The organism is Brucella sp. LJL56 (genome assembly GCF_054871705.1).
This window is the reverse complement of sequence record NZ_JBTXLQ010000002.1, coordinates 145978-167451: the sequence shown is the minus strand read 5'-3', so window position 1 is coordinate 167451 and position 21474 is coordinate 145978. Positions and strand designations below refer to the sequence as shown.

The following is a 21474-nucleotide window of genomic DNA, read 5'->3' as shown; positions in this document are numbered from 1 at the left end:
GCAACGTTTTCGTGACGGTGTGGTTGCCCAGGCAAATGCGATTTTAGTTGAAACTTAAAATGCCGTGTGATCAAATAATCAAATAGGTCGGCACTGGTAGGGTCAGAGACTTCTACCGAAAAGAAACGACCCATAGAGGGAATAACAATATGATGATCTGTCGCCGTACTTTTCTGGCTATGGCAGGCCTTGCGAGTGCCTTTGCCATGACAACCGCGTCTCTGGCTGCTGACGCGCTCAATATCGGTGCTTATCCCAGCAACCCCCCTTTCGAGTTGAAGAATGCCGACGGGACATTCGAAGGATTCGAAATCGATATGGCGACCGAGGCCGCCAAACGGGCAGGAATGGAGCCGGAAATTGCCGATTACGGGTTTCAGGCACTGTTCGCCGCAACCACTTCACGGCGTATCGACGTGGCGGTTTCGTCCATAACCATCACGCCTGAACGCCTGAAATCGCAGTCCTTCACCCAGCCTTATTATGATTCTGACATCGGGGTAGCCACCAAGGCCGATAGTGCCATTACGGGACTGGCCGATCTGAAGGGCAAGACCGTCGGCGCTCTTTCTGGCTCTACTGGCGAGAAATGGGTGAAGGAAAACAAGGAAGCCAAAGGCTTCTCCGATATCAAGGGCTATAACTCTCAACAGGATCTGTTTCTCGATCTCGGTGCAGGCCGTATTGACGCGGTCATTTCTGACGTACCGGGCATGGAACATCTCTTTCTCAAAATGAAGGGTTATGCCGTGAAGGACCGGATTCAGACTGGCGAACAATACGGTCTGATGATGGCGAAGGACCATCCGTTGCTCGGCAAGCTCAATGACGCAATCACCGCCATGAAGCAGGACGGCACCACTGCGGCTATTCACAAAAAGTGGTTCGGGACGGACCCTGCAGCCAATTCCTCGACGGTTACCGTCGTACCGATCCCACAGCCATAATCTTTTGACGTGGTGACAGGTGGGCCGCATTTGCAGGACCGGCCCATCTTCGACCGTTACTTCTCAAAACTGACCGGTCGTGCGCTCCCAGGATTTGCCTGCGAAGGACGCCAATATGACATTCGTCGAAACCTTCCTGAACACCGAGGTTCTCGTTTCGAGCCTGCCGGCGCTCGGACGCGGCCTGCTCAATACGTTTCTTATCGGTATCGCCAGCATTTTCTTTGGTGTTCTGTCGGGCTTGCTGATCAGTATTGTTCGTATCTACGGACCGAAGGTGCTGCGTTATCTCGCGATTGCCTATATTGACGTATTCCGTGCCATGCCGGTCCTGGTCGTGCTGATCCTGATCTATTATGCACTGCCATTCATCGGGATACGCTTTTCCGCCTGGACCTCCGCTATCATGTCTTTTTCCATGGTTATGGCGGCATATTCGGCGGAAGTGTTCCGGTCCGGCATCGAAAGTGTACCGCGCGGCCAGTTCGAAGCCGCTTCGGCCCTTGGAATTCCATTCCCGGTTACTCTGTGGAAAGTGGTTTTGCCACAGGCAATCCGTATCATCATTCCGCCGACTACCAGCAATTGTGTGTCCATGTTCAAGGACACCGCCTTGGCATCTACCGTGGCTCTGCCCGAGCTTTTGAAGGAAGCGCAGGACGCACAGGCACTTTATGCCAACCCGACACCGTTGATTGGCGCGGCGCTTATCTATCTCATCCTCCTGCTGCCGCTGGTGCGCCTTGTGGCGCTTCTTGAAGCGCGCTTCAAAAAGGAGAAAGTCCGATAGATCGAATTCCGGTTTCATCGGCGGCATCGGCAACAGCACTATGGCAGACAGAACATGAGCGGTTATTTTCTCTATCACTCGATAGGTACCTTCCCGGGTAAAGCGGAAAAAGTGAAAACGGCACTCGATCGTTACTCGGACATATGGTCAGCAGAAAATGACTCTCAATGGCCGACAATGCTGGCGGAGCGCGGGCATTTCATCCGAAGCTGGGAGAAGTTGATTGGCGCTCCTGCGGAATCCATGACGACCGTGGAGAACGTGACGCTGGCCCTTTACAGTCTGATTGGTGCACTGCCTGATGAACGATTGCGTGGACGCCGAATTCTGGCTGCCGCGGATTGTTTTCCAAGTCTGCATTTTTTGCTGGCTGGATTGCAGGCCCGGTTCGGATTTACGCTTGAAACCGTACCCATGAGACCGGGCGAGAGTTTTGTGCGTGACGAGGACTTTATCGACGCTTGGGGCAGCGATGTTGCGATTGCATTGATCACATGGGTGTCGTCTACAACGTCGAAGCGTGTCGATCTGGACCTGATCTGCAAACACGGCAGGCAACAGGATACGATCATCGTTGCGGATGTCACCCAGGGCGTGGGCATTCGTCCCTTTTCCGTCGGAGAGATAGATGTCGTGGTGGGATCGTCTCTCAAATGGCTTTGTGGAAGCTCGGGAGCAGGGGTAATCTATGTGCGTCCGGGATTACTGGCTACGTGCAAGCCGGAATTGCGTGGCTGGTTTAGTCAACCCAATCCATTTTCCTGGGATCTCGATACGTTTGCCTATGCCGACGATGCGCGACGCTTCGATCACGGAACGCCTGCCGTGCTGGCGGCAATTGCCTCCCAACCCGGCCTCGATTTTGTTTCCGCGACCGGTGTCGACGTACTGGCCCGGCACAACGAACTATCGACCGGCATGATTGTGGAACGGATCGCTGCCAACGCTACACTGACGCTGGTCTCGCCGGAAAAGTCTGAAGAGCGCGGCGGCAGTGTGATGGCACAAGCCGTCTCCGTTGAAAAGGCAACGGCGATAATGACCGCATTGAAGTCCGAAAATTTTTATTGCGATTGTCGCAGTCGCATTCTGCGGTTTTCGCCGGGGTCGGTGACCTCTCTGGCGGAAACGGAAGCCTTGTGCGATGCGCTGGACAGCCTGACGATAGGTTAACCCTTCCGGTTATATGTCGATTTCTGCCCCATCCTGTTGTTTTCACCGTATTTATGTGACACCCGGTGATCTTATCGGGCTGTAAAATGCTATAACCGGGGAACACGGAGACAAGGGATTTGAAGCAAATGATTGGTGAAACCCGTCTGTCGAAAGTATCCTCGCGCGTAACTGTACAGGACGGGGTCTACGAACAGCTTCGCCAAGCTTTGATGTGGGGCTCATTCGAGCCCTCGCAGGCCGTGACGATAGCTTCTCTCGCTGCGGAATTCGGCACAAGTCATATGCCTGTACGCGAGGCGCTGCGACGGCTTGCGGCGGAAAACGGACTGGAAATTGCCCGCAACGGATCGGCGCGTGTGCCCGATATTTCACGGACGCGGCTGGATGATATTTGTCGAGTCCGCGTTGCTCTTGAAGGGCTCGCCACCGAACTTGCCACGCCACGGATGAGTGCTGCAGACATTGATCGCTGTCTGACACTTGCGCGGGAGCACGAAGCTCTCGGTCAAGAAGGCAAAATCTATGAGATGCTGCGCAAGAACCAGGAATTTCATTTTACGATCTACGAATTATCGGGATCGGAAACATTACCTCAGATGATTGAAACTCTGTGGCTGCGGCTGGGACCCTATATGCGTCTTCTTTCCAATCATGTTCGTCAACAAGTGGATGAGGGAATTATCCACCCTTATTCAGCCTATCATTACGAAATGCTGGATGCCATTCGTACTGGCGATGCGAAAAAGGCAGGCAGCCTGATGGTTCAGGACATCGAAGCAACACAGCGGCTTTTGCAGAAACTCTGTTAGACGCGCAGGAACCTGTGGATCAGCCGTTCCAGAGCGCATCCCGAAAAGTGTGAAACGCCTACGCAGGGAAATCAGTCCACTGGACTGATTTCTGATCCTGCTCCCATCGAAAAGGATGTGCTCAAAAACGGCAGATCGTTACGATGGACGCTAAACCCTTTCGAGCGCGATGGCGATGCCTTGCCCGACGCCAATGCACATCGTGGCAAGCGCAAAGCGACCGCCGCCGAGTTTCAGTTCCAGCGCTGCAGTGCCGGTGATGCGCGCTCCAGACATGCCGAGCGGATGCCCGAGAGCAATGGCACCGCCATTCGGATTGACGCGGACATCGCCGTCGGCAACGCCAAGAAGACGTAAGGTGGCCAATCCCTGGCTGGCAAAGGCTTCATTCAGTTCGATTATGTCGAACTGCTCCTGCCTCATTCCCAGCCGTGTCATCAGTTTCTGGCTTGCTGGAGCTGGGCCGATACCCATGATGCGTGGAGGAACGCCCGCCGTCGCGCCACTCAGAACTCGAGCGACAGGGGTGAGGCCGAATTTGCGGGCAGCAGCTTCCGATGCGATGATAAGTGCTGCCGCTCCATCGTTGACGCCTGACGCATTGCCAGCTGTAACGGTCGCGCCTTCCAGCCGGTTGATTGGTTTCAGTTTGGCCAGCGCATCCAAGGTAGTTTCACGCGGATGTTCGTCGGCACTGACGACCACGGGATCACCCTTGCGCTGAGGGATGGAAACGGGCGTGATTTCCTGCGCCAGTCGACCATTGCTTTGTGCCGTCGCGGCTTTTTTCTGGCTGCGCAAGGCAAATTCATCCTGATCGGCGCGCGTGACCGCATAATCGACAGCCACATGATCGCCGGTCTCCGGCATGGAGTCGATGCCGTATTGCGCTTTCATCACCGGATTGACGAAGCGCCAGCCAATTGTCGTATCGTGGATTTCCGCACGGCGCGAGAACGGGTTGTCTGCTTTAGGTAAGACAAAGGGCGCACGGCTCATACTTTCCACACCGCCCGCAATCATGAGCTCTGCTTCGCCTGCACGAATGGCGCGCGCGGCGGCGAGCACGGCATCCATCCCGGAACCGCAAAGCCTGTTGATCGTCGTACCGGTGGCGGTAACAGGAAAACCGGCAAGCAGTGTCGCCATACGGGCAACATTGCGATTATCTTCCCCTGCCTGATTGGCGCAGCCGAAAATCACGTCCTCGATCGCTTCGCAATCCAACGCAGGATTGCGCTCGACAAGTGCCTTGAGCGGAGTAGCGGCAAGATCGTCCGTGCGGACGCTGGACAAAGCCCCGCCGAAACGCCCTATGGGTGTGCGAATATAGTCGCATATGAAAGCTTCGTTCATCGGGTTTCTCCAATCTGACGTGCTGCGAACATCGGCCCGCCCTTGATCGACGGAAAGCCGTATCCATTGACCAGAACGAGATCGATGTCATCGGAATGGCGCGCAGTGCCTTCTTCAAGCAAGGATTGTCCTTCATCCGCCATGGCGGCGAGCAGGCGCTGCATGATCGCTTCGTCGCTGAAACTGCGAGGAACAATGGCGTGACGCACACGGTAGTCGTCGATCAGCGTGTGGACGTCCGGGTCGCTGGCGCGAACGCCATCCGTATAGCGATACCAGCCGAGACCGGCCTTGCGTCCAAAACGCCCGGCTTCGCACAATTTGTCCGCGACATCGAAATAGGGAAGGTTGGGATTGCGGCTTGCCGCCGCTCTCTTGCGCCGTGCCCAGGCGATTTCCAGCCCAGCCATGTCGTTAACCGCAAACAGTCCCATCGCAAAGCCATAGCTTTCCATGGCGCGATCTATATCTTCGGGATAGGCACCCTCTGCCAGCATTTTTTCGGCTTCCGTGCGGTAGGCCGAAAACATCCGGTTGCCGATAAAGCCTTCGCAAACACCGGTAACAATGGGTAGCTTCTTGATCTTGCGCGCAAAGGCGATGCCGGTTGCAAGCGTCTCGTCGGATGTTTCCGCGCAGCGCACCACTTCCAAAAGCCGCATGATGTTGGCTGGCGAGAAGAAATGCAGGCCCAATACCCTGTCAGGGCGATCCGTGACGGCTGCCAGCTCATCCGGATTGAGATAGCTGGTATTGGTGGCCAGAATTGTTGACGGGGGCAGCAAGGCGTCGAGCTGCCGGAACAGCGATGCCTTGACAGTGAAATCATCGAACACAGCTTCGATAACGAGATCGGCTTCGGCGAGCGCGGCCATATTGGCACTGACGACGAGATTAGCGCGTTGCGCTTCTGCGGCCTCGGTGGAAAGCCTGCCGGTATCGACTGCCTTCTGGATCATGTCGGTAATCCGTGCATGGCCATTGGCGGCGGCTTCCACTGTCGTTTCATAGCCGATCACCTTATATCCTGCAGCGAGGCAGGCGACGGCGATGCCCGACCCCATCAGGCCAGTTCCGGCAATGCCGATGGTGGAAAGCGGCCGAGGCTTTGCCTCAATGCCTTCCACTTTTCCGGCGGCGCGTTCGGCGAAGAACAGATGCCGCAAGGCGGCGGCTTCCGCGCTGTCGCGCAGACGAACGAAGGCTATGCGTTCTTCGGCCAGTCCTTCGGCAATCGAGGTCGTTGTCGAGAGCTGAACCAGCCGCGCGGCTTCGCCGGGGGCCGTCGCGCCGCGCGCCTTCTTCAATATCTTGGCCTTGGCCTGTTCGAAAGCGGCGGCATCGGGTGCGCTAACGGTTAAATTGCCGGTCCGGCGCAAGGATGTGCCGACCAGCGCATTGGCAAGCGTGATGGCGTCGGCCACAAGATTGCCGCTCGATATCTGGTCGATCAGACCCAATTGCAGCGCTTCTTCCGGGGTAATCTGGCGTCCCGTGGCGATCATGTCGAGTGCTGCGAGCGGCCCGATCAACCGGGGCAGACGCTGCGTGCCGCCCGCACCGGGCACGATCCCAAGCTTGACTTCCGGCAAGGCAAAGAAGGCGCTGGCCGAAGCAATACGGGCGTGGGCTGCGAGCGCTACCTCAAGTCCGCCACCCAAAGCGGCGCCGTTGATCGCGACCACTACCGGCTTGTCGGTGCTTTCGATGATCGTGATGACATCTGGCAATGCCGGTTCGACCGGCGGCTTGCCGAATTCGCGAATGTCCGCTCCGCCAATGAAGATCTTGCCCGCACCGCTCAGCACGGTCGCGCAGATCGCCGCGTCGGCAGAAGCATGGTGAATGGCTGCGGCAAAACCTTTGCGCACGTCGGCTGATGTGGCATTGACCGGCGGGTTGTCGACTGTAAGTATAAGAATACCGTCGACAACCGTGCCTGTCACAGCGGAGGAGAATTCGCGTCTATCGGCCATGGCGGTCTCAGTCCGGTATAACGGCAAAAGCCTGTATTTCGATCTTGGCCCGGTCCTCGACCAGCGCGACGACCTGCACCGCCGCCATTGCGGGGAAGTGCTTGCCAATCACATCGCGATAGGCGCGACCGATGCCTTTCAGATTGGCGTTATATTCAGCCTTGTCGGTGAAGTACCAGGTCATGGAGGCGATGTGTTCCGGCCTGCCGCCAGCTTCCGCCAGAATTGCGACAATGTTCTTTAATGTCTGCTCGGTCTGTTCGACGAAATCGTCGGTCTCGAACTGTTGCTGTTCGTTCCAGCCGATCTGGCCCCCGATAAACACGGTGCGTCCACGCGCTTCAACGCCATTGGCATATCCGATGGGGCGGGCCCAGCCTTGCGGCTGAAGTGTCTTATGCATGTTATATCTCCAGAAAATGCGCGCGGTAACGGGCTTTAGTTAGCCTTCAGCAGTTCGCGCGCGATAATGAGTTTCTGCACTTCCGTCGCACCTTCGTAGATGCGAAGCGCGCGTATCTCGCGATAAAGCCGCTCGACGATCTCGCCACTTTTCACGCCACGACCGCCAAACATCTGCACGGCCTTGTCGATGGTTTGTTGGGCGTTTTCCGTCGCCACCATCTTGGCCATGGCTGCTTCCTTGGTTGTGTTCAGCTTCTGAACGTCGCGCCGCCATGCCGCGCGATAGGTCAGAAGCGCTGCGGCATCGATATCGGTCGCCATGTCGCCAAGTGTGGCTTGCGTTAGCTGCAAGTCGGCCAATGCACCGCCGAACATCGGGCGCGTCCGTGCATGGGACAGCGCCTCGCTGGCAGCACGGCGCGCAAAGCCAAGTGCTGCTGCCGCAACCGATGCGCGGAAAATATCGAGCGTGCGCATGGCGATCTTGAAGCCTTCGCCCGGTGCGCCGAGGCGACGGCTGGCCGGAATGCGGCAATTGTCGAAGCGGATCGTGGCCAGCGGATGCGGCGCGATCACATCGATGCGCTCCGCGATGGAAAAGCCGGGATCGGTGGCGAAAACGACAAAGGCCGAAATGCCCCGCGTGCCGGGCGCTTCGCCCGTGCGGGCAAACACGGTGTAGACATCGGCGATGCCGCCATTGGAAATCCAGGTCTTTTCACCATCGAGTACATAATGGTCGCCATCGGCAATGGCTGCGCAGCTCATTGCAGCCACATCGGACCCTGCCAGTTTTTCCGACAGGGCAAAGGCCGAAATCCATTCGCCGCTTGCCACTTTCGGCAGCACGGCTTGCTTGAGTTCGTCCGATCCGGTGAGGCTGATCGCGCCGGTGCCTAGGCCCTGCATGGCAAAGGCGAAATCGGCCAGACCGTCATGATAGGCCAGTGTCTCGCGGGCGATGCAAAGCTTGCGGGAATCGATCCCTTCGCCGCCCGTCAGGCTGACGGCTGCTTCCAGCAGCCCGGCTTGGCCGAGCGCTTTCACCAAAGCGCGACAGGCATTGTCCGTGTCGCTGTGATCGACATCGGCAAGCACCGGGCTTGCCGCAAAGGCATCGAGTCTTGCGGCCCAGTCGGTATGGGTTTTCTCAAAAAACGGCCAGTCGAGATGCTCCCGCTTGAGCGGCAGTGCTGCAGAACTATCCATGGGTCAGTTCCCCTCGAAAACGGGCTTCTGCTTGGCTGCAAAAGCCTCGAAGGCGCGGCGGAAATCCTGCGTCGCCATGCAGATGGCCTGCGCCTGCGCTTCCGATTCCACCAGTTCTTCAATGCCCATTGCCCATTCCTGATTGAGCATGGTTTTGGTCATGCCATGCGCAAACCATGGGCCGTCGGCAATATTGCGTGCCAGCGCTTCGGCCTTGCCGAGCAAATCGCCCTGCGGATGCAGTGCGTTGAAGAAGCCCCAGCGCTCGCCTTCGTCGGCGCTCATGAAACGCCCGGTATAAAGCAGTTCCGACGCACGGCCCTGACCGATCAGTCGCGGGAGAATGCCGCATGCGCCCATATCTGCGCCAGCAAGGCCGACGCGGGTGAAAAGGAATGCCGTCTTGGCTTCCGGCGTCGCGATGCGCAAATCCGATGCCATGGCCAGAATAGCGCCAGCGCCGGCGCAAATGCCGTCAACAGCGGCAATGATCTGCTGCGGACATTTACGCATGGCCTTGACGACATCGCCGGTCATGCGCGTGAAAGCCAGAAGATCGGGCATCGTCATATGGGTCAGCGGTTCGATGATCTCGAACACATCGCCGCCCGACGAGAAGTTTCCGCCAGCGCCGGTCAGCACGATTGTGCGCACGTCGGAGGCATAGACGAGATTGCGAAACAGATCGCGAAGCTCGGCATAGCTTTCGAATGTCAGCGGGTTTTTCCGGTCTGGGCGGTTCAGGGTGAGCGTTGCAACACGACCGTCTTCGCTCGTCTGCCACAGAAAATGCTCGGCCTGATAGTCCTTGAAAGGCTTCAGATTGCTTGCCATCGAAACGGTGCCGTCGTTCATCCTGCCATTACCTCCCCACCGGCGATTGCTATCGCCTGTCCAGTTATCGATTGCGCGCCGGGCGATGTGAGCCACAGCACGGTTTCAGCCACTTCCTCCGGCTGTATCAGGCGTCCTTGCGGGTTCGCCTTGACGAATTCCGCCAGAACATCTTGCTTGGACCGTCCGGTCTTCGCGACAATGGCCTGGATCGAGCGGGCAATGATCGGCGTATCGGTAAAACCGGGGCAAACGGCGTTGACCGTCACGCCCTTGCGGGCGAGTTCCAGCGCCAGCGCTCTGGTCAGCCCGACGACCCCGTGCTTTGCGGCGCAATAAGCCGAGACATAAGAGTAACCGCTCAGGCCCGCCGTGGACGCGATATTGATGATGCGTCCGCCTGTGCCGCCCGACTTGATGTCATCAAGGGTTGCCTGCGTCACATTGAAGACTCCGGTCAGATCGACATCGAGAACGCGGCTCCACATGTCGAGGCTGGTTTTCTCGAAAGGTGCGCTCGGTGCTTCACCAGCATTATTGACAAGAATGCTGACAGGCCCGAAAGCGGCGCGCGCGCCGTCCAACCCTGTTGCAATGGCTTCGCGATTTGTCACGTCGAAACCATCGGCAATAAAGCAGCGCTGCCAGTCCAACAAGGCGGCGGTTGCTTCCAGCGGTTCGCGGCGGCGGCCCGCCAGCGTCACATTGGCCCCGGCGCGGGCAAGACCGACGGCAATAGCGGCGCCGATGCCGCTACCGGCACCGGTGACCAGCGCATGTTTGCCGGAAAGGGCAAGGCCAACAGCCGGATCATTCATCGCAATCTCCGTTACTTCGCACCTTGCGGCGCAGCGGCGGCGCGGGCGAGATTGGCTTCATACTGATACTTGGCGGAGCGATATTGCTTCGGCCATGCGATGGAGTTGATGCCGATTTTCGCCGCCTCATGCAGCGCCCAAGACGGATCGGCAAGATGCGGGCGTGCCACAGCGCAGAGATCGGCACGTCCCGCCGCGATGATCGAATTCGCATGATCGGCTTCCGAAATCGCGCCGACGGCAATCGTCGGAATGTGGATTTCGTTGCGGATCTTGTCGGAAAACGGGGTCTGGAACAGGCGGCCATAAACCGGCTTTTCTTCCTTCCAAACCTGACCCGACGAACAGTCGATCAGATCGGCGCCTGCGGCTTTGAACATGTCCGCAAAGATGGCTGCATCTTCCGGCGTGTTGCCGCCTTCGAACCAGTCGTGGCAGGAAAGGCGAACCGAGATCGGCTTGTCCTGCGGCCAAACTTCGCGGACCGCATGGAAGACTTCCAGCGGATAACGCGCACGGTTTTCATAGCTGCCGCCATATTCGTCTTCGCGCCGGTTGGTGAGCGGCGAGAGGAAGCTCGACAGAAGATAACCATGCGCACAGTGCAGTTCGAGCCAATCGACGCCAGCTTCCGCCGCGCGTTTGGTTGCGGCGACGAAGTCCGCTTTCACCCGATCCATGTCGGCGCGGTCCATCGCCTTCGGCGTCTGGCTGTTCTTGAGATAGGGGAGGGCGGAAGCAGACAGCAGCGGCCATGCGCCTTCGTCCAATGGCTGATCGATACCTTCCCATGCCAGCTTGGTTGCACCTTTACGTCCGGCATGACCGATCTGCATGGCAACTTTGGCATTACTGTTGCCGTGCACGAAATCGACAACACGCTTCCAGCCTTCGGCCTGCGCATCGTTCCAGATGCCGAGACAGCCGGGGGTAATCCGCGCATCCGGTGACACGCAGGTCATTTCGGCAAAGACCAGTCCCGCACCGCCCATGGCGCGGCTGCCCAAATGCACCATATGGAAATCGTCGATCAGGCCATCGGTTGCGGAATACATGGCCATTGGCGACACGACGATGCGGTTTGGCAGCGTCACGCCACGCAGCGTATAGGGCGTGAACATCGGTGGCAGGCAACGCTCGTCTTCCGTCACGTTCAGCCCCTGCTTGCGGGCAAACCAGCGCTCATAGCCTTCCAGCCAATCCTTGTCGCGCAGGCGCAGATTTTCGTGGCTGATGCGCTGCGAACGCGTCAGCATGGAATACATGAACTGTTCCGGCTCCAGCGTGTCAGCATAACGCTGCCCGACGACTTCGAACCATTCCATGGCGTTGCGCGCAGCGTTCTGGATGCGAGCAACGTCGACGCGGCGGATTTCTTCATAGGCATGCAGGACTTCCGGTATGCCTTCCTTGCCGTGGCCGAACTTCTGGAACTGGTTGGCCAGCTCAATGGCGTCATCGATAGCGAGTTTGGTGCCCGATCCGATGGCGAAATGCGCGGTATGAGCAGCATCGCCCATCAACACGACATGGGAGTTGCCGTTGAAGTGGCTCCATTTTCCGCAAATCAGGCGGTTGAAGTTTAGCCAGGCCGAGCCGCGCATATGGCGCGCATTGGTCATCAGCGGCGCGCCTTCAAGCGTTTCCGCAAAAAGCTTCTCGCAGAAATCAATGGAAGCAGTCTGGTCCATCTGGTCCAGGCCATGCGCCTGATAGGCTTCCTCGGTCGTTTCGATGATGAAGGTCGAGGTCTTGTCGTCGAACTTGTAGATATGCGCCTGAAACCAGCCGTGATCGGTCTTGCGGAAATCGAAGGTAAATGCGTCGAACAGCTTTTCCGTGCCAAGCCAGATGTAGCGATTGGGCCGGACGATCAGATCGGGTTCGAACACATCCTCATAGCGATTGCGAATGCGGGAGTTCAGACCGTCCGAAGCGATGATGAGATCGGCGTCGGGGAAATCGAGATCGCTTTCCACGTCGGTTTCGAACTGAAGCTTCACGTCCAGCGCTTCGCAGCGCGCCTGAAGAATGTTGAGCAGACGCTTGCGCCCGATGCCGACAAAGCCATGACCGCTGGTGCGCTGGCGCGTGCCCTTGAACAGCACCTCGATATCGTCCCAGTGATTGAAGGCGTCCTGAATTTCGGCCGCACTTTCCGGGTCCCAAACCTTCATCGATTCCATAGTCGCGTCGGAAAACACCACGCCCCAGCCGAACGTGTCATAGGCGCGGTTCCGCTCCACGACCGTGATGTCATGTTCTGGATGAAGCTTCTTCATCAGAAGGCCGAAATAAAGGCCGGCCGGACCTCCTCCAATACACACGATACGCATGTTGAGTTCCCTTTCCGATATGCTGCCGAACGGCGCCGGTTAATTATTTTAAGCTTAAAATATAATTGGGAGCTTCGGTACGTCAAGCAAAAAAATCAGCTTATTTTCCATGCTGTTTGAGAAGATGGTAACATGGCGTCAGACTGATATATGCAAATGCAATAATTATAATCCGGTCAAAAACCACTATTGACACAGTTTAGAATTAGAAAATATGCTGATGCAAATGAATTGATATTCCGGCGAACGGAAAAGGGGAATTGTCATGGCGGAGCGCTCATTCGCCCGTGAGGTCGAGGCTCTGAAGCTCGGCGAAGGCGATATTTTCAGCGGCGAAGGCATTCTCGCCATCACCAAGGCGCTGCTGCAGTCGGGGGTTTCCTATGTCGGCGGCTATCAGGGTTCGCCGATTTCCCATCTGATGGACGTTCTCGCGGATGCGAAGGACGTGATGGAAGATTTGGGCGTCCATTTCGAATCGTCCGCATCGGAAGCCGCGGCTGCGGCCATGCTTTCCGCCTCGGTGATGTATCCGGTGCGCGGCGCGGTTACGTGGAAATCGACGGCTGGTACCAATGTCGCCTCTGATGCCCTTTCCAATCTCGCCTCCGGTGGTGTAACCGGCGGCGCGCTGGTCATCATCGGCGAGGACTACGGCGAAGGCTCCTCCATCATGCAGGAGCGCAGCCATGCCTATGCGATGAAATCGCAAATGTGGCTTTTGACCCCGCGGCCCAATCTGCCTTCGATCGTGGAAGCCGTTGAAAAAGGCTTCGAATTGTCGGAAGCCTCCAACACGCCGGTCATGTTGCAGGTCGGCATCCGCAGTTGCCATGTGCATGGTCAGTTTGTTGCAAAGGATAACAAGCGGCCGGTCCACACGCTGGCCGAAGCGCTGGAAAACCCGAGGCGCGACGTCAATCGCATCGTGCTGCCGCCGGCATCTTTCCTGCACGAGAAGGAAAAGCTCGAGAAGCGCTGGCCCGCAGCCGTCGAGTTCGTCAAAGCCAATCATCTCAATGAATATTTTGGCCCGCAAGAGGGCGATGTCGGCATCATCCTGCAAGGCGGGCTTTACAACAGCGCCATGCGGGCTTTGCAGCAAATGGGGCTGGCCGATGTCTATGGCGAAAGCCGGGTTCCGCTCTATGTGATGAATGTCGCCTATCCCATGATAGACGACGAAGTCATCGCCTTCGTTGCCGGCAAGAAAGCCGTGGTGATACTGGAGGAGGGCGCGCCGGAATATATCGAGCAGGCGCTGCATACGCTGCTGCGCCGCCGCGATATCCAGACAAAACTGTCCGGCAAGGATGTGCTGCCGCTGGGCGGCGAATACACGACACCTGTGCTCTTGAAGGGGCTGACGGCATTCTTTGATGCACATGCGCCGCAGTTGCTCGGCAACCGCCCGCCGCTACCCGATCCGTCGCCGGTTCTGGCCGATGAACGCGTCAAGGCGCTGGCCGAAGTGGTGCCGCCGCGTCCGGCCGGTTTCTGCACCGGTTGCCCGGAACGCCCGATCTTTGCCGCCATGAAGCTGGTGGAAAAGGAGCTGGGCGAGCATCACGTTTCAGCCGATATTGGCTGCCACCTCTTTTCCATTCTGCCGCCGTTCAATCTCGGCGGCACGACCATGGGCTACGGCCTTGGTCCCGCCTCGGCTTCCGCTTTCAACGTGCCTGCGGGCAAACGCTCCATTTCGGTGATGGGCGATGGCGGTTTCTGGCACAATGGTCTTGCCACTTCGGTTGGCAATGCCGTCTTCAACAAGCAGGATGGCGTCATCCTCGTGGTCGACAATTACTATTCGTCGGCGACGGGCGGTCAGGACGTTATGTCCTCCAGAGCGATCAATCCGCGCCGGAAGACCAACAATTCCATTGTCGATGCAGTCAAGGGAATTGGTGCGGGCTGGGTCCGCCAGATCGACCACACCTATGACGTTGCAAAGATGCGCGACACGCTGAAGGAAGCGCTGACGACGGAAGAAAAAGGCCCGAAGATCATCGTGGCGTCGTCGGAATGCATGCTCAACAAGCAGCGCCGCATAAAGCCGCAATTCGCCAAGGCCGTCAAGGACGGCAAGCGGATGATCAAGCAGCGTTTCGGTGTCGATGAGGATGTGTGCACTGGCGATCATGCCTGCATCCGCCTGTCGGGCTGTCCGTCGCTTTCCGTGAAGCACACCGACGATCCGCTGAAGGACGATCCGGTCGCGGCCATCGACAATTCCTGCGTTGGTTGCGGCAATTGCGGCGAGGTTTCGGAAGCGGCAGTTCTTTGCCCGTCCTTCTATCGCGCCGATGTCATCCACAACCCGACGGGCTGGGACAAGTTCGTGCATCGCCTGCGCTCTGGCGTCATCGGCTGGCTGCAAAAGCGCCGCCGCGCGTCGCGCATTGTCTTTGCGGATTGAGGAACAGGCCATGTCCACACTGAACGCATCGCCGTCCGCTCTTCTTTCGCAGGACAAGCCGCTGTCGATTGCCATCCTCGCCATGGGCGGGCAGGGCGGCGGCGTTCTCGCCGACTGGGTTGTGGCGCTGGCAGAAAACAATGGCTGGGTCGCGCAAACGACGTCCGTACCCGGCGTGGCGCAGAGAACCGGCGCGACGATCTATTATCTTGAGCTGTTGCGGGCCCGCGAAGGTGCGCATCCTATCCTGTCGCTAATGCCCACACCCGGCGACGTCGATATCGTTATCGCGGCGGAACTGATGGAAGCGGGGCGTTCCGTGCTGCGCGGCCTCGTGACGCCGGACAAGACCTTGCTTATCACCTCTACTCATCGCTCCTTTGCGGTGGGCGAAAAGGAAAAGCCGGGTGACGGCATCGGCAATCCGGTGGTTGTTGAGGACGCGACAGCCTTTGCCGCACGGAAGACTATTGCTTTCGACATGGAAGCGCTGGCAACGAAAAGCGGCAGCGTGGTTTCCTCGGCTTTGTTCGGCGCGCTTGCAGCTTCCGGCGCGTTGCCTTTCGACAAGGCTGCCTTTGAAGCGACCATCAAGTCTGGCGGCAAAGGCATCGAGGCAAGTCTGAGAGCTTTTGAATCTGCCTATCAGCGCGCGCTTGGCGGCGCGAATGACACGCTGGCGGCAACGCCTGCGAAGCGGCTGGACCCTCTGCCCGAGCGGGCTGATCATCCGGCGCTGGACGGGCTTATCAAGCGCATTCGCAGCGAGTTTCCGGGCGAATGCCATGCGATGCTTTTTGCGGGCATCAAGAAGTTGACCGAGTTTCAGGATCCGGCTTACGCGGATGAATATCTGAACCGTTGCGCTGCCCTGCTCAAGGCCGATCTTGCCAATGGCGCTACGGCGCAAGGCTTTGCCTTCACCGTACAGGCGGCGAAATATGTCGCTGTTGCCATGGCTTATGACGATGTGGTTCGGGTGGCCGACATCAAGGTGCGCGGCTCGCGGTTTGAGAGGGTGCGCAAGGAAATTGGCCTCAAGAAAGATCAGATCGCCTATACGACCGAATATATGCATCCGCGCATGGAAGAAGTGTGCGGCACCTTACCGAGAGGTATCGGCGCCTGGATCGAAAATCGCCCTAAGCTCTTTGCATGGCTCGACAAGCGTGTGAGCAAGGGCCGCAGGGTGAACACCGGTACACTGTTCTGGTTCACCGGGCTTTATGTCGTTTCGGGCTTGCGTCGTTTCCGGCGCGGTAGCCTGCGCCATCAGCGTGAGGTCGAACACCGCGAAGCCTGGCTGGCACAGGCGCTGGCCGCCTTGCCGCAGAACTATGATCTCGCGGTCGAGGTTCTTGCCTGTCGCCGTCTGGTCAAGGGCTATTCCGATACGCATTCGCGTGGCCTGTCGAAATTCGACCGCGTTTTGTCCGCTCTGCCTGTTCTAAGCGAGCGGGACGACGGCGCAGCCTGGCTGCGGCGCTTGCGGCAAGCGGCCCTGCTGGATGAACAGGGCATTGCGCTTGATGGCGCACTGAAAACAATCGCAACGCTCTGATCAAGGGGCACGGGGCATCGCAAAGATGCTGGAACAGCCATGTTCGACCTGAAAAGTCGGCGTGCACGAGGACACGCGCCGCTCTTTCAAAGAAAAGGGGAAGACTATGTCTCAAGCGCAGAGCATAGATGCGCCGGCTATGGCCGGAAGGGAGATATCGGCAGGCAAAAGCCTGCTGGTCGTGGGCCTGTGCTGGCTTGCGATTTTTGCAGAAGGCTATGACGTTGGTGTCATCGGTGCCATTTTGCCTGCCTTGTCCGTCGATCCAGTCTGGCAGTTGACGCCGATAGAGCTTGGCGCCATCGGCAGCTATACGGTGATCGGCATGCTGATCGGCGGCATTCTTGCAGGTACGCTGAGCGAGCTTCATGGACGCAAGCCGCTTTTCGTTGCCTGCATCACCGTGTTTTCGCTGTGCATGATTGTCAGCGCCATGGCGCCGACACCCTTCATCTTCGGATTGAGCCGGTTCATTTCGGGCATTGGTCTTGGCGGGATTATTCCGGTCGCTGCAGCGTTGACGGTCGAATATTCCCCGGTGAAGAAGAAGAGCTTCAATTACGGTCTCATGTATTCGGGCTATTCGATGGGATTGCTGGCCGCTGCCCTGTGCGGTCGCGGCTTTCTCGAAGCCCATGGCTGGCGCACCATCGTTTTGATTGGCGCGGTGCCATTGTTGTTTGTACCTATCTTTCTCGCATTCCTTCCGGAAAGCGTGGAATCGCTGGTCCAGCGCGGCAAGCATGATGCGGCGCGCAAGACCGCGCAGCGCATGGGCGTCGGCGTGCCAGCGGCGATTGTCCGCAAGCATGGCAAGGTCGGCTGGCGTACTGTTTTCAGCGAAATCTTCTCCCCGAAAAAGGCGTTCGAAACCGCCTGTTTCTGGGCTGCGCTCTTCATGGGGCTGCTGCTGGTCTATGGCCTCGCGCAATGGCTGCCGCAGATCATGCGCAAGAACGGTTATGACCTTGGCAACAGCCTGCTGTTCCTTGCCGTTTTCAGCCTGAGTTCGGCAATCGGCGGCATTGTGCTTGGCACCTGGGCAGATCGTTTTGGCGTAAAGCGCACGGTAGCCTGTTCCTATGCGCTGGGCGCGCTGGGCATTGTGGCGCTCGCCTTCAAAGGCTCGCTGTTGATGAATTATGTGTTCGTCGCGATTGCCGGTTTTGGCACCGTGTCGGCGTCGCTGGTGCTCACAGGCTTTTTGGCCCAGCGGCTCGATTCCTCGATCCGTTCTGCTGGAACCGGATGGGCGCTGAGCTTCTCGCGCATTGGCGCGCTATCTGGTCCGCTTCTTGGCGGTTTGATCGCAAGCCTCAATGTCAGCCCGCAATGGAACTTCTATATTTTCGCGATTGTTGCCGCTCTCGCAGCGGTGGCAACCGCGCTGATACCGTCGCGTTCGACGGACTGATGTTGCGACAAACCCGGCTCGCTTCTTGGAAACGGGCCGGGCTTAAAGTTCGTTTTTACGGATATTGCGCAGCATTTTCTGCAAGGTGCCGACAAAGGCGCGATGCTCGTCTTCGTCAATGCCTTCAAACAATTGCAACAGCAGATCATACATGGCAGGCCATGCTTCGTTGAAGATGTTGCGCCCTTCTTCGGTCAGGGAAATATCGCGGATGCGCATGTCTTCGGCGCGTGCCTGACGGCGGATGTAACCCTGCTCTTCAAGCGAATCGAGCGTGCGGCTCATCGTGGATTGCTCGGTCACGGTAAAGACCGCAAGCTCGTTGATGGTGGCCGAAGGTGTGACACTCAGAACAGCGAGCGTGCGCAATTTGACCGTCGTGATCTTCCGGCCTTTCAGCGCTTCCGCGAGGTTAGCGTTATAGCGGGCCATCAGGCGGTTCATCAGGTAGGGCGCAAAACTGTTCAGGCCGATCTCGCCCAGCGAACGCGCGGGGTTCTCCTCCAGATGCTCGGAAGCCAGAACCGTACCTGAGAAGCGTTCCTCCATGAATTCCCTCGCTATCGATCATGGTTGCAACAGTCATGTGCCCGATGCGATGCGGCATCAGGCGCAACAAGGCGCTCTCTTCGGTGTTAATATCGGTTGCGGAAAGAAGCCAGAGAAAAAGGCGGATGCGACCCGTCAATCGCATCCGCCGCCGTTCTTTAGATCAGGGGCGGGTTGCTTCGCCCGAAATCGCGTTGCCGCTGACGGCAATGGAAACCTTGTCGTCATTCAGGCTGAAGCTCTCGCGGGTGACCACCAGAATGATGGCCAGAATGATTGCTTCCATGATAGCGAAGGTCAGGAACGCGCTAACAAAAGATCCGCCCGATAGCTTGATGACCACGCCCATGACCCATGGCGAAATGAATGTCGCAATGATGGCAAAGATTTCGGCATAACCGACGGCAGCCGTTGCCAGCTCTTCCGGATATTTTTCACTGAGAAACGCGAAGATCGCACCACCGCCGAAAAGCGCCATGCCGCTCAACAGCGCCATCAGAATGAGCCAGCCGAAGCCAAGGGGTATCGCCATGCCGATGGTGAACATTGCCGCGACGAGGACGGCAAGCACCGTTCCGAATTTGATCATCCCCGTTTTGTTCAGGCGGTCGGCGGCGTAACCACCGATGACGAGAAACACGACCTGCGACAGCCCCATCAAGGTGCCTATCAGGGCTGCATCTTCTACCGGCATCTGATGCACGGCAATATATCCGGGAATAACCCAGGTGGCGGTTCCGGCAATGGCCATCGTGCAGGCCGAAATGCCGAGGCTGCCGACGATGATCCACTTCGAGCGGAAGATGCTGGCCAGCGGAGCGGTCGAGGTCTGCCGCTTTTCCGGCTCCCAGCGGAAATCCTTAAAGCCGATATGTGCGGGATTGTTGCGGGTGAACACCAGTACGCCCGCTGCCGCTACCAATGTGCCGATGGCGAGAATGGCGAAGAAAGTGCGCCAGCCATAGGTGATGGAAAGGGGAATGCCAATCGCGAAATCCAGTGTGATAGCCAGACTATAGGCGGCGAGGATCAAGCCGATCATGCTGCCGCGCCGCCTCTGCGGAAACCAGCCGATGATGAGTTTCATATTGCCGAGAAAGATCGCTGCGTCAAAGAAGCCGATAAACAGACGCAGCGCAATTAATTGCGCGTAGTTCTGTACATAGACTTGTGCCACCATGCCGATGGCGGTGAAGGAAAGCCCGATCAGCAGCAACGATCGGGCACTCATGCGGCGGCTCAATTGCGACCAGACGATCATGCCGAGACCATAGGTCAACGCAAATATCCCCTGCGCCAGACCGGCCTGCGCGGAATCGAGCTGAAGTGTTTCCGAAATGAACGGTATGACCGCCGCAAAGGCGTACCAGTCAGCGGCGAGAAACATCTCGCACAAAAGCGCCAGCGCCAGCATTCCCCACTGCCAGCGCTTTATTCTGGATTGATCGAAGTCCGATAGGCTTTCCCATTGCATGGCTTGGTTCCCCTTATTTTTACCTGCAAAGTATTGATACGCATCCTTATGGTCTCTCAGACCGCGGAGAGAAAATCGCGCACAAGTGTTGCTGCCGCCGGCGTCTCTTCAAACAGCAGATGTCCGGTTGCGCCGAGCGTCTCCAGACGTGCGCCGTCGATTCCGCGCTGCCATTCTTGGCCGTATTGCGCAGGGATAACCCGGTCTTCCTCACCCCAAAGGATAAGGGTCGGCATGTTCAACCTGTGCAGCCAATGGCCAAGCTTCGGATTGCCGCGCCCATCGGTTGCGTGAACGCGCGCCAACGCACTCATTTCGCGCCCGAGCGCTGCATCGAACCGGCTGTCGGGCTGTGCTGGAAAATAGCGCAAGGCGACCGCCGGATCGTGCGTCAGATGGGCAGGGATGTCGGCTGGCGCGACCTGAAACAGATCGGGGATGGGGATTGCCGGAAGATCGAGGCCGGCGGGTGCTGCGAGAAACAACGCGGCGAGCCTGCCCGGCTGTCTGATGGCGAATTCCGCGGCGATCCAGCCGCCGAGTGAAAAACCGCCAAGGCTGAACCGGTCCAGCCCCATCGCATCGAAGAAATCCATGTAATGGAGCACATAGTCGCCGATCTGCACGATATCGGCATCGTCGTCGCTTTCGCCGAAATTCGAATGAAACGGGATGATGAGCCGGTTTCTGGAAGCAATGTCGGCCAGGCTGTCGAAGCCGGGAAATGTCCCGGTTCCATGCAGAAAGACGACATCCTTGCCTTCACCCTTCACGAGATAGGTGACGGTTTTGCCACGGACTTCGATCGTGCGTTTTTCAAAACTGTTCGAGTAGTTCGACATCTTTCCACCTTATGCCGCTGGCTTGGTGCGATTGGACCAATTGCTTTCTCATCTGGTCGACGGCGCTGTCGATCCGGGTTTCCAGAGCGGGCGGCAGCAGGCCGTCCGGATCCAGCTCCGCCGAACAGGCATAGATGCCGGTTGCCACCGTTCCCGCTTCGAAAAACCCGAACAACGGACGCAGATGATGTTCGACCACCAGCGCATGACGCTGCCCGCCGCCCACAGCACAAAGGACGGTCGGGCGACCGCGCAGCGCCAGCGGATGGACGAGATCGAACACGTGCTTGAAAAGGCCGGGGTAACTGCCCTGATAGACCGGGCAGCCGACGATCAGTGCGTCGCAATGCTCGATTTCCGAGATCAGGGTTTCGGATTGCTGGTCCAGTGCCTTGCGATTGACGGTAAACAGGTTCGGCCCGGCATGCGACAGGTCCAGATGCGTGACCGACACATCGTCTTCCGCTTCCAGCCTTGCGGCAATCGCCTGGGTCAACCGATGAACTTTCGTCGGGCGATCACACCCGACGAAGCTGACAATATTTCTCGTCATGGCCGG

Annotated in this window: 18 protein-coding genes; 7 read left to right on the top strand and 11 right to left on the bottom strand. The window is 58.0% G+C overall.

Translation table 11 applies throughout. The annotated features are described in order from the left end of the window. Positions 1-149: 149 nt before the first annotated feature. The 4 genes from ACYSN1_RS09420 to ACYSN1_RS09405 all read left to right on the top strand — a co-directional run bounded on the left by ACYSN1_RS09420 (position 150) and on the right by ACYSN1_RS09405 (position 3722). Positions 150-947 (top strand): ABC transporter substrate-binding protein, encoded by a 798-nt coding sequence (locus ACYSN1_RS09420; RefSeq protein ID WP_461725436.1) that lies wholly within the window; start codon positions 150-152, stop codon positions 945-947. Positions 948-1062: 115 nt separating this feature from the next. Then, positions 1063-1737, top strand: coding sequence for an amino acid ABC transporter permease (locus ACYSN1_RS09415; RefSeq protein ID WP_461725435.1), 675 nt, complete (start codon positions 1063-1065; stop codon positions 1735-1737). Positions 1738-1791: 54 nt separating this feature from the next. Next, a complete protein-coding gene (locus ACYSN1_RS09410) occupies positions 1792-2910 on the top strand; it encodes an aminotransferase class V-fold PLP-dependent enzyme (RefSeq protein WP_461725434.1) in 1119 nt (372 codons plus the stop codon). 128 nt (positions 2911-3038) lie between these two features. Continuing rightward, positions 3039-3722 (top strand): GntR family transcriptional regulator, encoded by a 684-nt coding sequence (locus ACYSN1_RS09405; protein WP_461725433.1) that lies wholly within the window; start codon positions 3039-3041, stop codon positions 3720-3722. Between the two features lie 150 nt (positions 3723-3872). On the opposite strand, the gene pcaF is transcribed toward ACYSN1_RS09405, so the two are convergent. The 7 genes from pcaF to ACYSN1_RS09370 are packed head-to-tail and all read right to left on the bottom strand — an operon-like array spanning position 3873 to position 12656. Next, positions 3873-5078 (bottom strand): 3-oxoadipyl-CoA thiolase, encoded by a 1206-nt coding sequence (pcaF, locus tag ACYSN1_RS09400; protein WP_461725432.1) that lies wholly within the window; start codon positions 5076-5078, stop codon positions 3873-3875. Further along, positions 5075-7054: a 3-hydroxyacyl-CoA dehydrogenase NAD-binding domain-containing protein gene (locus ACYSN1_RS09395; RefSeq protein ID WP_461725431.1), complete on the bottom strand. Its 1980-nt coding sequence runs from the start codon at positions 7052-7054 to the stop codon at positions 5075-5077. The genes pcaF and ACYSN1_RS09395 overlap by 4 nt, the downstream gene beginning before the upstream one ends. 7 nt (positions 7055-7061) lie before the next feature. Further along, positions 7062-7457 (bottom strand): RidA family protein, encoded by a 396-nt coding sequence (locus ACYSN1_RS09390; RefSeq protein WP_140019233.1) that lies wholly within the window; start codon positions 7455-7457, stop codon positions 7062-7064. Positions 7458-7492: 35 nt separating this feature from the next. Further along, positions 7493-8668, bottom strand: coding sequence for an acyl-CoA dehydrogenase family protein (locus ACYSN1_RS09385; protein ID WP_461725430.1), 1176 nt, complete (start codon positions 8666-8668; stop codon positions 7493-7495). 3 nt (positions 8669-8671) lie between these two features. Continuing rightward, positions 8672-9523, bottom strand: coding sequence for an enoyl-CoA hydratase family protein (locus ACYSN1_RS09380; RefSeq protein ID WP_461725429.1), 852 nt, complete (start codon positions 9521-9523; stop codon positions 8672-8674). Beyond that, the gene (locus tag ACYSN1_RS09375) at positions 9520-10320 is read right to left on the bottom strand and encodes an SDR family NAD(P)-dependent oxidoreductase (protein WP_461725428.1); all 801 of its coding nucleotides are present in this window, start codon (positions 10318-10320) and stop codon (positions 9520-9522) included. The genes ACYSN1_RS09380 and ACYSN1_RS09375 overlap by 4 nt, the downstream gene beginning before the upstream one ends. A gap of 11 nt (positions 10321-10331) precedes the next feature. Next, a complete protein-coding gene (locus ACYSN1_RS09370; RefSeq protein WP_461725427.1) occupies positions 10332-12656 on the bottom strand; it encodes a bifunctional salicylyl-CoA 5-hydroxylase/oxidoreductase in 2325 nt (774 codons plus the stop codon). A 265-nt stretch (positions 12657-12921) separates the two neighbouring features. Between ACYSN1_RS09370 and ACYSN1_RS09365 the strand changes: the two genes are divergently transcribed. The 3 genes from ACYSN1_RS09365 (at position 12922) to ACYSN1_RS09355 (ending at position 18050) form a co-directional block, all read left to right on the top strand. Next, positions 12922-15075: a thiamine pyrophosphate-dependent enzyme gene (locus ACYSN1_RS09365; protein WP_461725426.1), complete on the top strand. Its 2154-nt coding sequence runs from the start codon at positions 12922-12924 to the stop codon at positions 15073-15075. Positions 15076-15085: 10 nt separating this feature from the next. Beyond that, positions 15086-16636, top strand: coding sequence for an indolepyruvate oxidoreductase subunit beta family protein (locus ACYSN1_RS09360; RefSeq protein ID WP_461725425.1), 1551 nt, complete (start codon positions 15086-15088; stop codon positions 16634-16636). 106 nt (positions 16637-16742) lie between these two features. Beyond that, entirely contained in the window at positions 16743-18050 is a 1308-nt protein-coding gene (locus ACYSN1_RS09355; RefSeq protein ID WP_461725424.1) for an MFS transporter, read from the top strand. A gap of 42 nt (positions 18051-18092) precedes the next feature. Here the strand turns inward: ACYSN1_RS09355 and ACYSN1_RS09350 are convergent, their stop codons facing one another. The 4 genes from ACYSN1_RS09350 to ACYSN1_RS09335 all read right to left on the bottom strand — a co-directional run bounded on the left by ACYSN1_RS09350 (position 18093) and on the right by ACYSN1_RS09335 (position 21468). Continuing rightward, positions 18093-18599, bottom strand: a complete 507-nt coding sequence (locus ACYSN1_RS09350; protein WP_461725423.1) for a MarR family winged helix-turn-helix transcriptional regulator — start codon at positions 18597-18599, stop codon at positions 18093-18095. A 163-nt stretch (positions 18600-18762) separates the two neighbouring features. After that, positions 18763-20073 (bottom strand): MFS transporter, encoded by a 1311-nt coding sequence (locus tag ACYSN1_RS09345; protein WP_461725422.1) that lies wholly within the window; start codon positions 20071-20073, stop codon positions 18763-18765. Positions 20074-20129: 56 nt separating this feature from the next. Then, positions 20130-20915, bottom strand: coding sequence for an alpha/beta fold hydrolase (locus ACYSN1_RS09340; protein WP_461725421.1), 786 nt, complete (start codon positions 20913-20915; stop codon positions 20130-20132). Continuing rightward, positions 20890-21468 carry an NAD(P)H-dependent oxidoreductase gene (locus ACYSN1_RS09335; RefSeq protein ID WP_461725420.1) on the bottom strand — a complete coding sequence of 193 codons (579 nt, stop codon included), beginning with the start codon at positions 21466-21468 and terminating at the stop codon, positions 20890-20892. The genes ACYSN1_RS09340 and ACYSN1_RS09335 overlap by 26 nt, the downstream gene beginning before the upstream one ends. Positions 21469-21474: the final 6 nt, after the last annotated feature.

Excerpts from the sequence above, each read along its gene's own strand:
- ACYSN1_RS09420 (WP_461725436.1), top strand. The coding sequence starts at position 150 with ATGATGATCTGTCGCCGTACTTTTCTGGCTATGGCAGGCCTTGCGAGT.
- ACYSN1_RS09415 (WP_461725435.1), top strand. The coding sequence starts at position 1,063 with ATGACATTCGTCGAAACCTTCCTGAACACCGAGGTTCTCGTTTCGAGC.
- ACYSN1_RS09410 (WP_461725434.1), top strand. The coding sequence starts at position 1,792 with ATGAGCGGTTATTTTCTCTATCACTCGATAGGTACCTTCCCGGGTAAA.
- ACYSN1_RS09405 (WP_461725433.1), top strand. The coding sequence starts at position 3,039 with ATGATTGGTGAAACCCGTCTGTCGAAAGTATCCTCGCGCGTAACTGTA.
- pcaF (WP_461725432.1), bottom strand. The coding sequence starts at position 5,078 with ATGAACGAAGCTTTCATATGCGACTATATTCGCACACCCATAGGGCGT.
- ACYSN1_RS09395 (WP_461725431.1), bottom strand. The coding sequence starts at position 7,054 with ATGGCCGATAGACGCGAATTCTCCTCCGCTGTGACAGGCACGGTTGTC.
- ACYSN1_RS09390 (WP_140019233.1), bottom strand. The coding sequence starts at position 7,457 with ATGCATAAGACACTTCAGCCGCAAGGCTGGGCCCGCCCCATCGGATAT.
- ACYSN1_RS09385 (WP_461725430.1), bottom strand. The coding sequence starts at position 8,668 with ATGGATAGTTCTGCAGCACTGCCGCTCAAGCGGGAGCATCTCGACTGG.
- ACYSN1_RS09380 (WP_461725429.1), bottom strand. The coding sequence starts at position 9,523 with ATGAACGACGGCACCGTTTCGATGGCAAGCAATCTGAAGCCTTTCAAG.
- ACYSN1_RS09375 (WP_461725428.1), bottom strand. The coding sequence starts at position 10,320 with ATGAATGATCCGGCTGTTGGCCTTGCCCTTTCCGGCAAACATGCGCTG.
- ACYSN1_RS09370 (WP_461725427.1), bottom strand. The coding sequence starts at position 12,656 with ATGCGTATCGTGTGTATTGGAGGAGGTCCGGCCGGCCTTTATTTCGGC.
- ACYSN1_RS09365 (WP_461725426.1), top strand. The coding sequence starts at position 12,922 with ATGGCGGAGCGCTCATTCGCCCGTGAGGTCGAGGCTCTGAAGCTCGGC.
- ACYSN1_RS09360 (WP_461725425.1), top strand. The coding sequence starts at position 15,086 with ATGTCCACACTGAACGCATCGCCGTCCGCTCTTCTTTCGCAGGACAAG.
- ACYSN1_RS09355 (WP_461725424.1), top strand. The coding sequence starts at position 16,743 with ATGTCTCAAGCGCAGAGCATAGATGCGCCGGCTATGGCCGGAAGGGAG.
- ACYSN1_RS09350 (WP_461725423.1), bottom strand. The coding sequence starts at position 18,599 with ATGGAGGAACGCTTCTCAGGTACGGTTCTGGCTTCCGAGCATCTGGAG.
- ACYSN1_RS09345 (WP_461725422.1), bottom strand. The coding sequence starts at position 20,073 with ATGCAATGGGAAAGCCTATCGGACTTCGATCAATCCAGAATAAAGCGC.
- ACYSN1_RS09340 (WP_461725421.1), bottom strand. The coding sequence starts at position 20,915 with ATGTCGAACTACTCGAACAGTTTTGAAAAACGCACGATCGAAGTCCGT.
- ACYSN1_RS09335 (WP_461725420.1), bottom strand. The coding sequence starts at position 21,468 with ATGACGAGAAATATTGTCAGCTTCGTCGGGTGTGATCGCCCGACGAAA.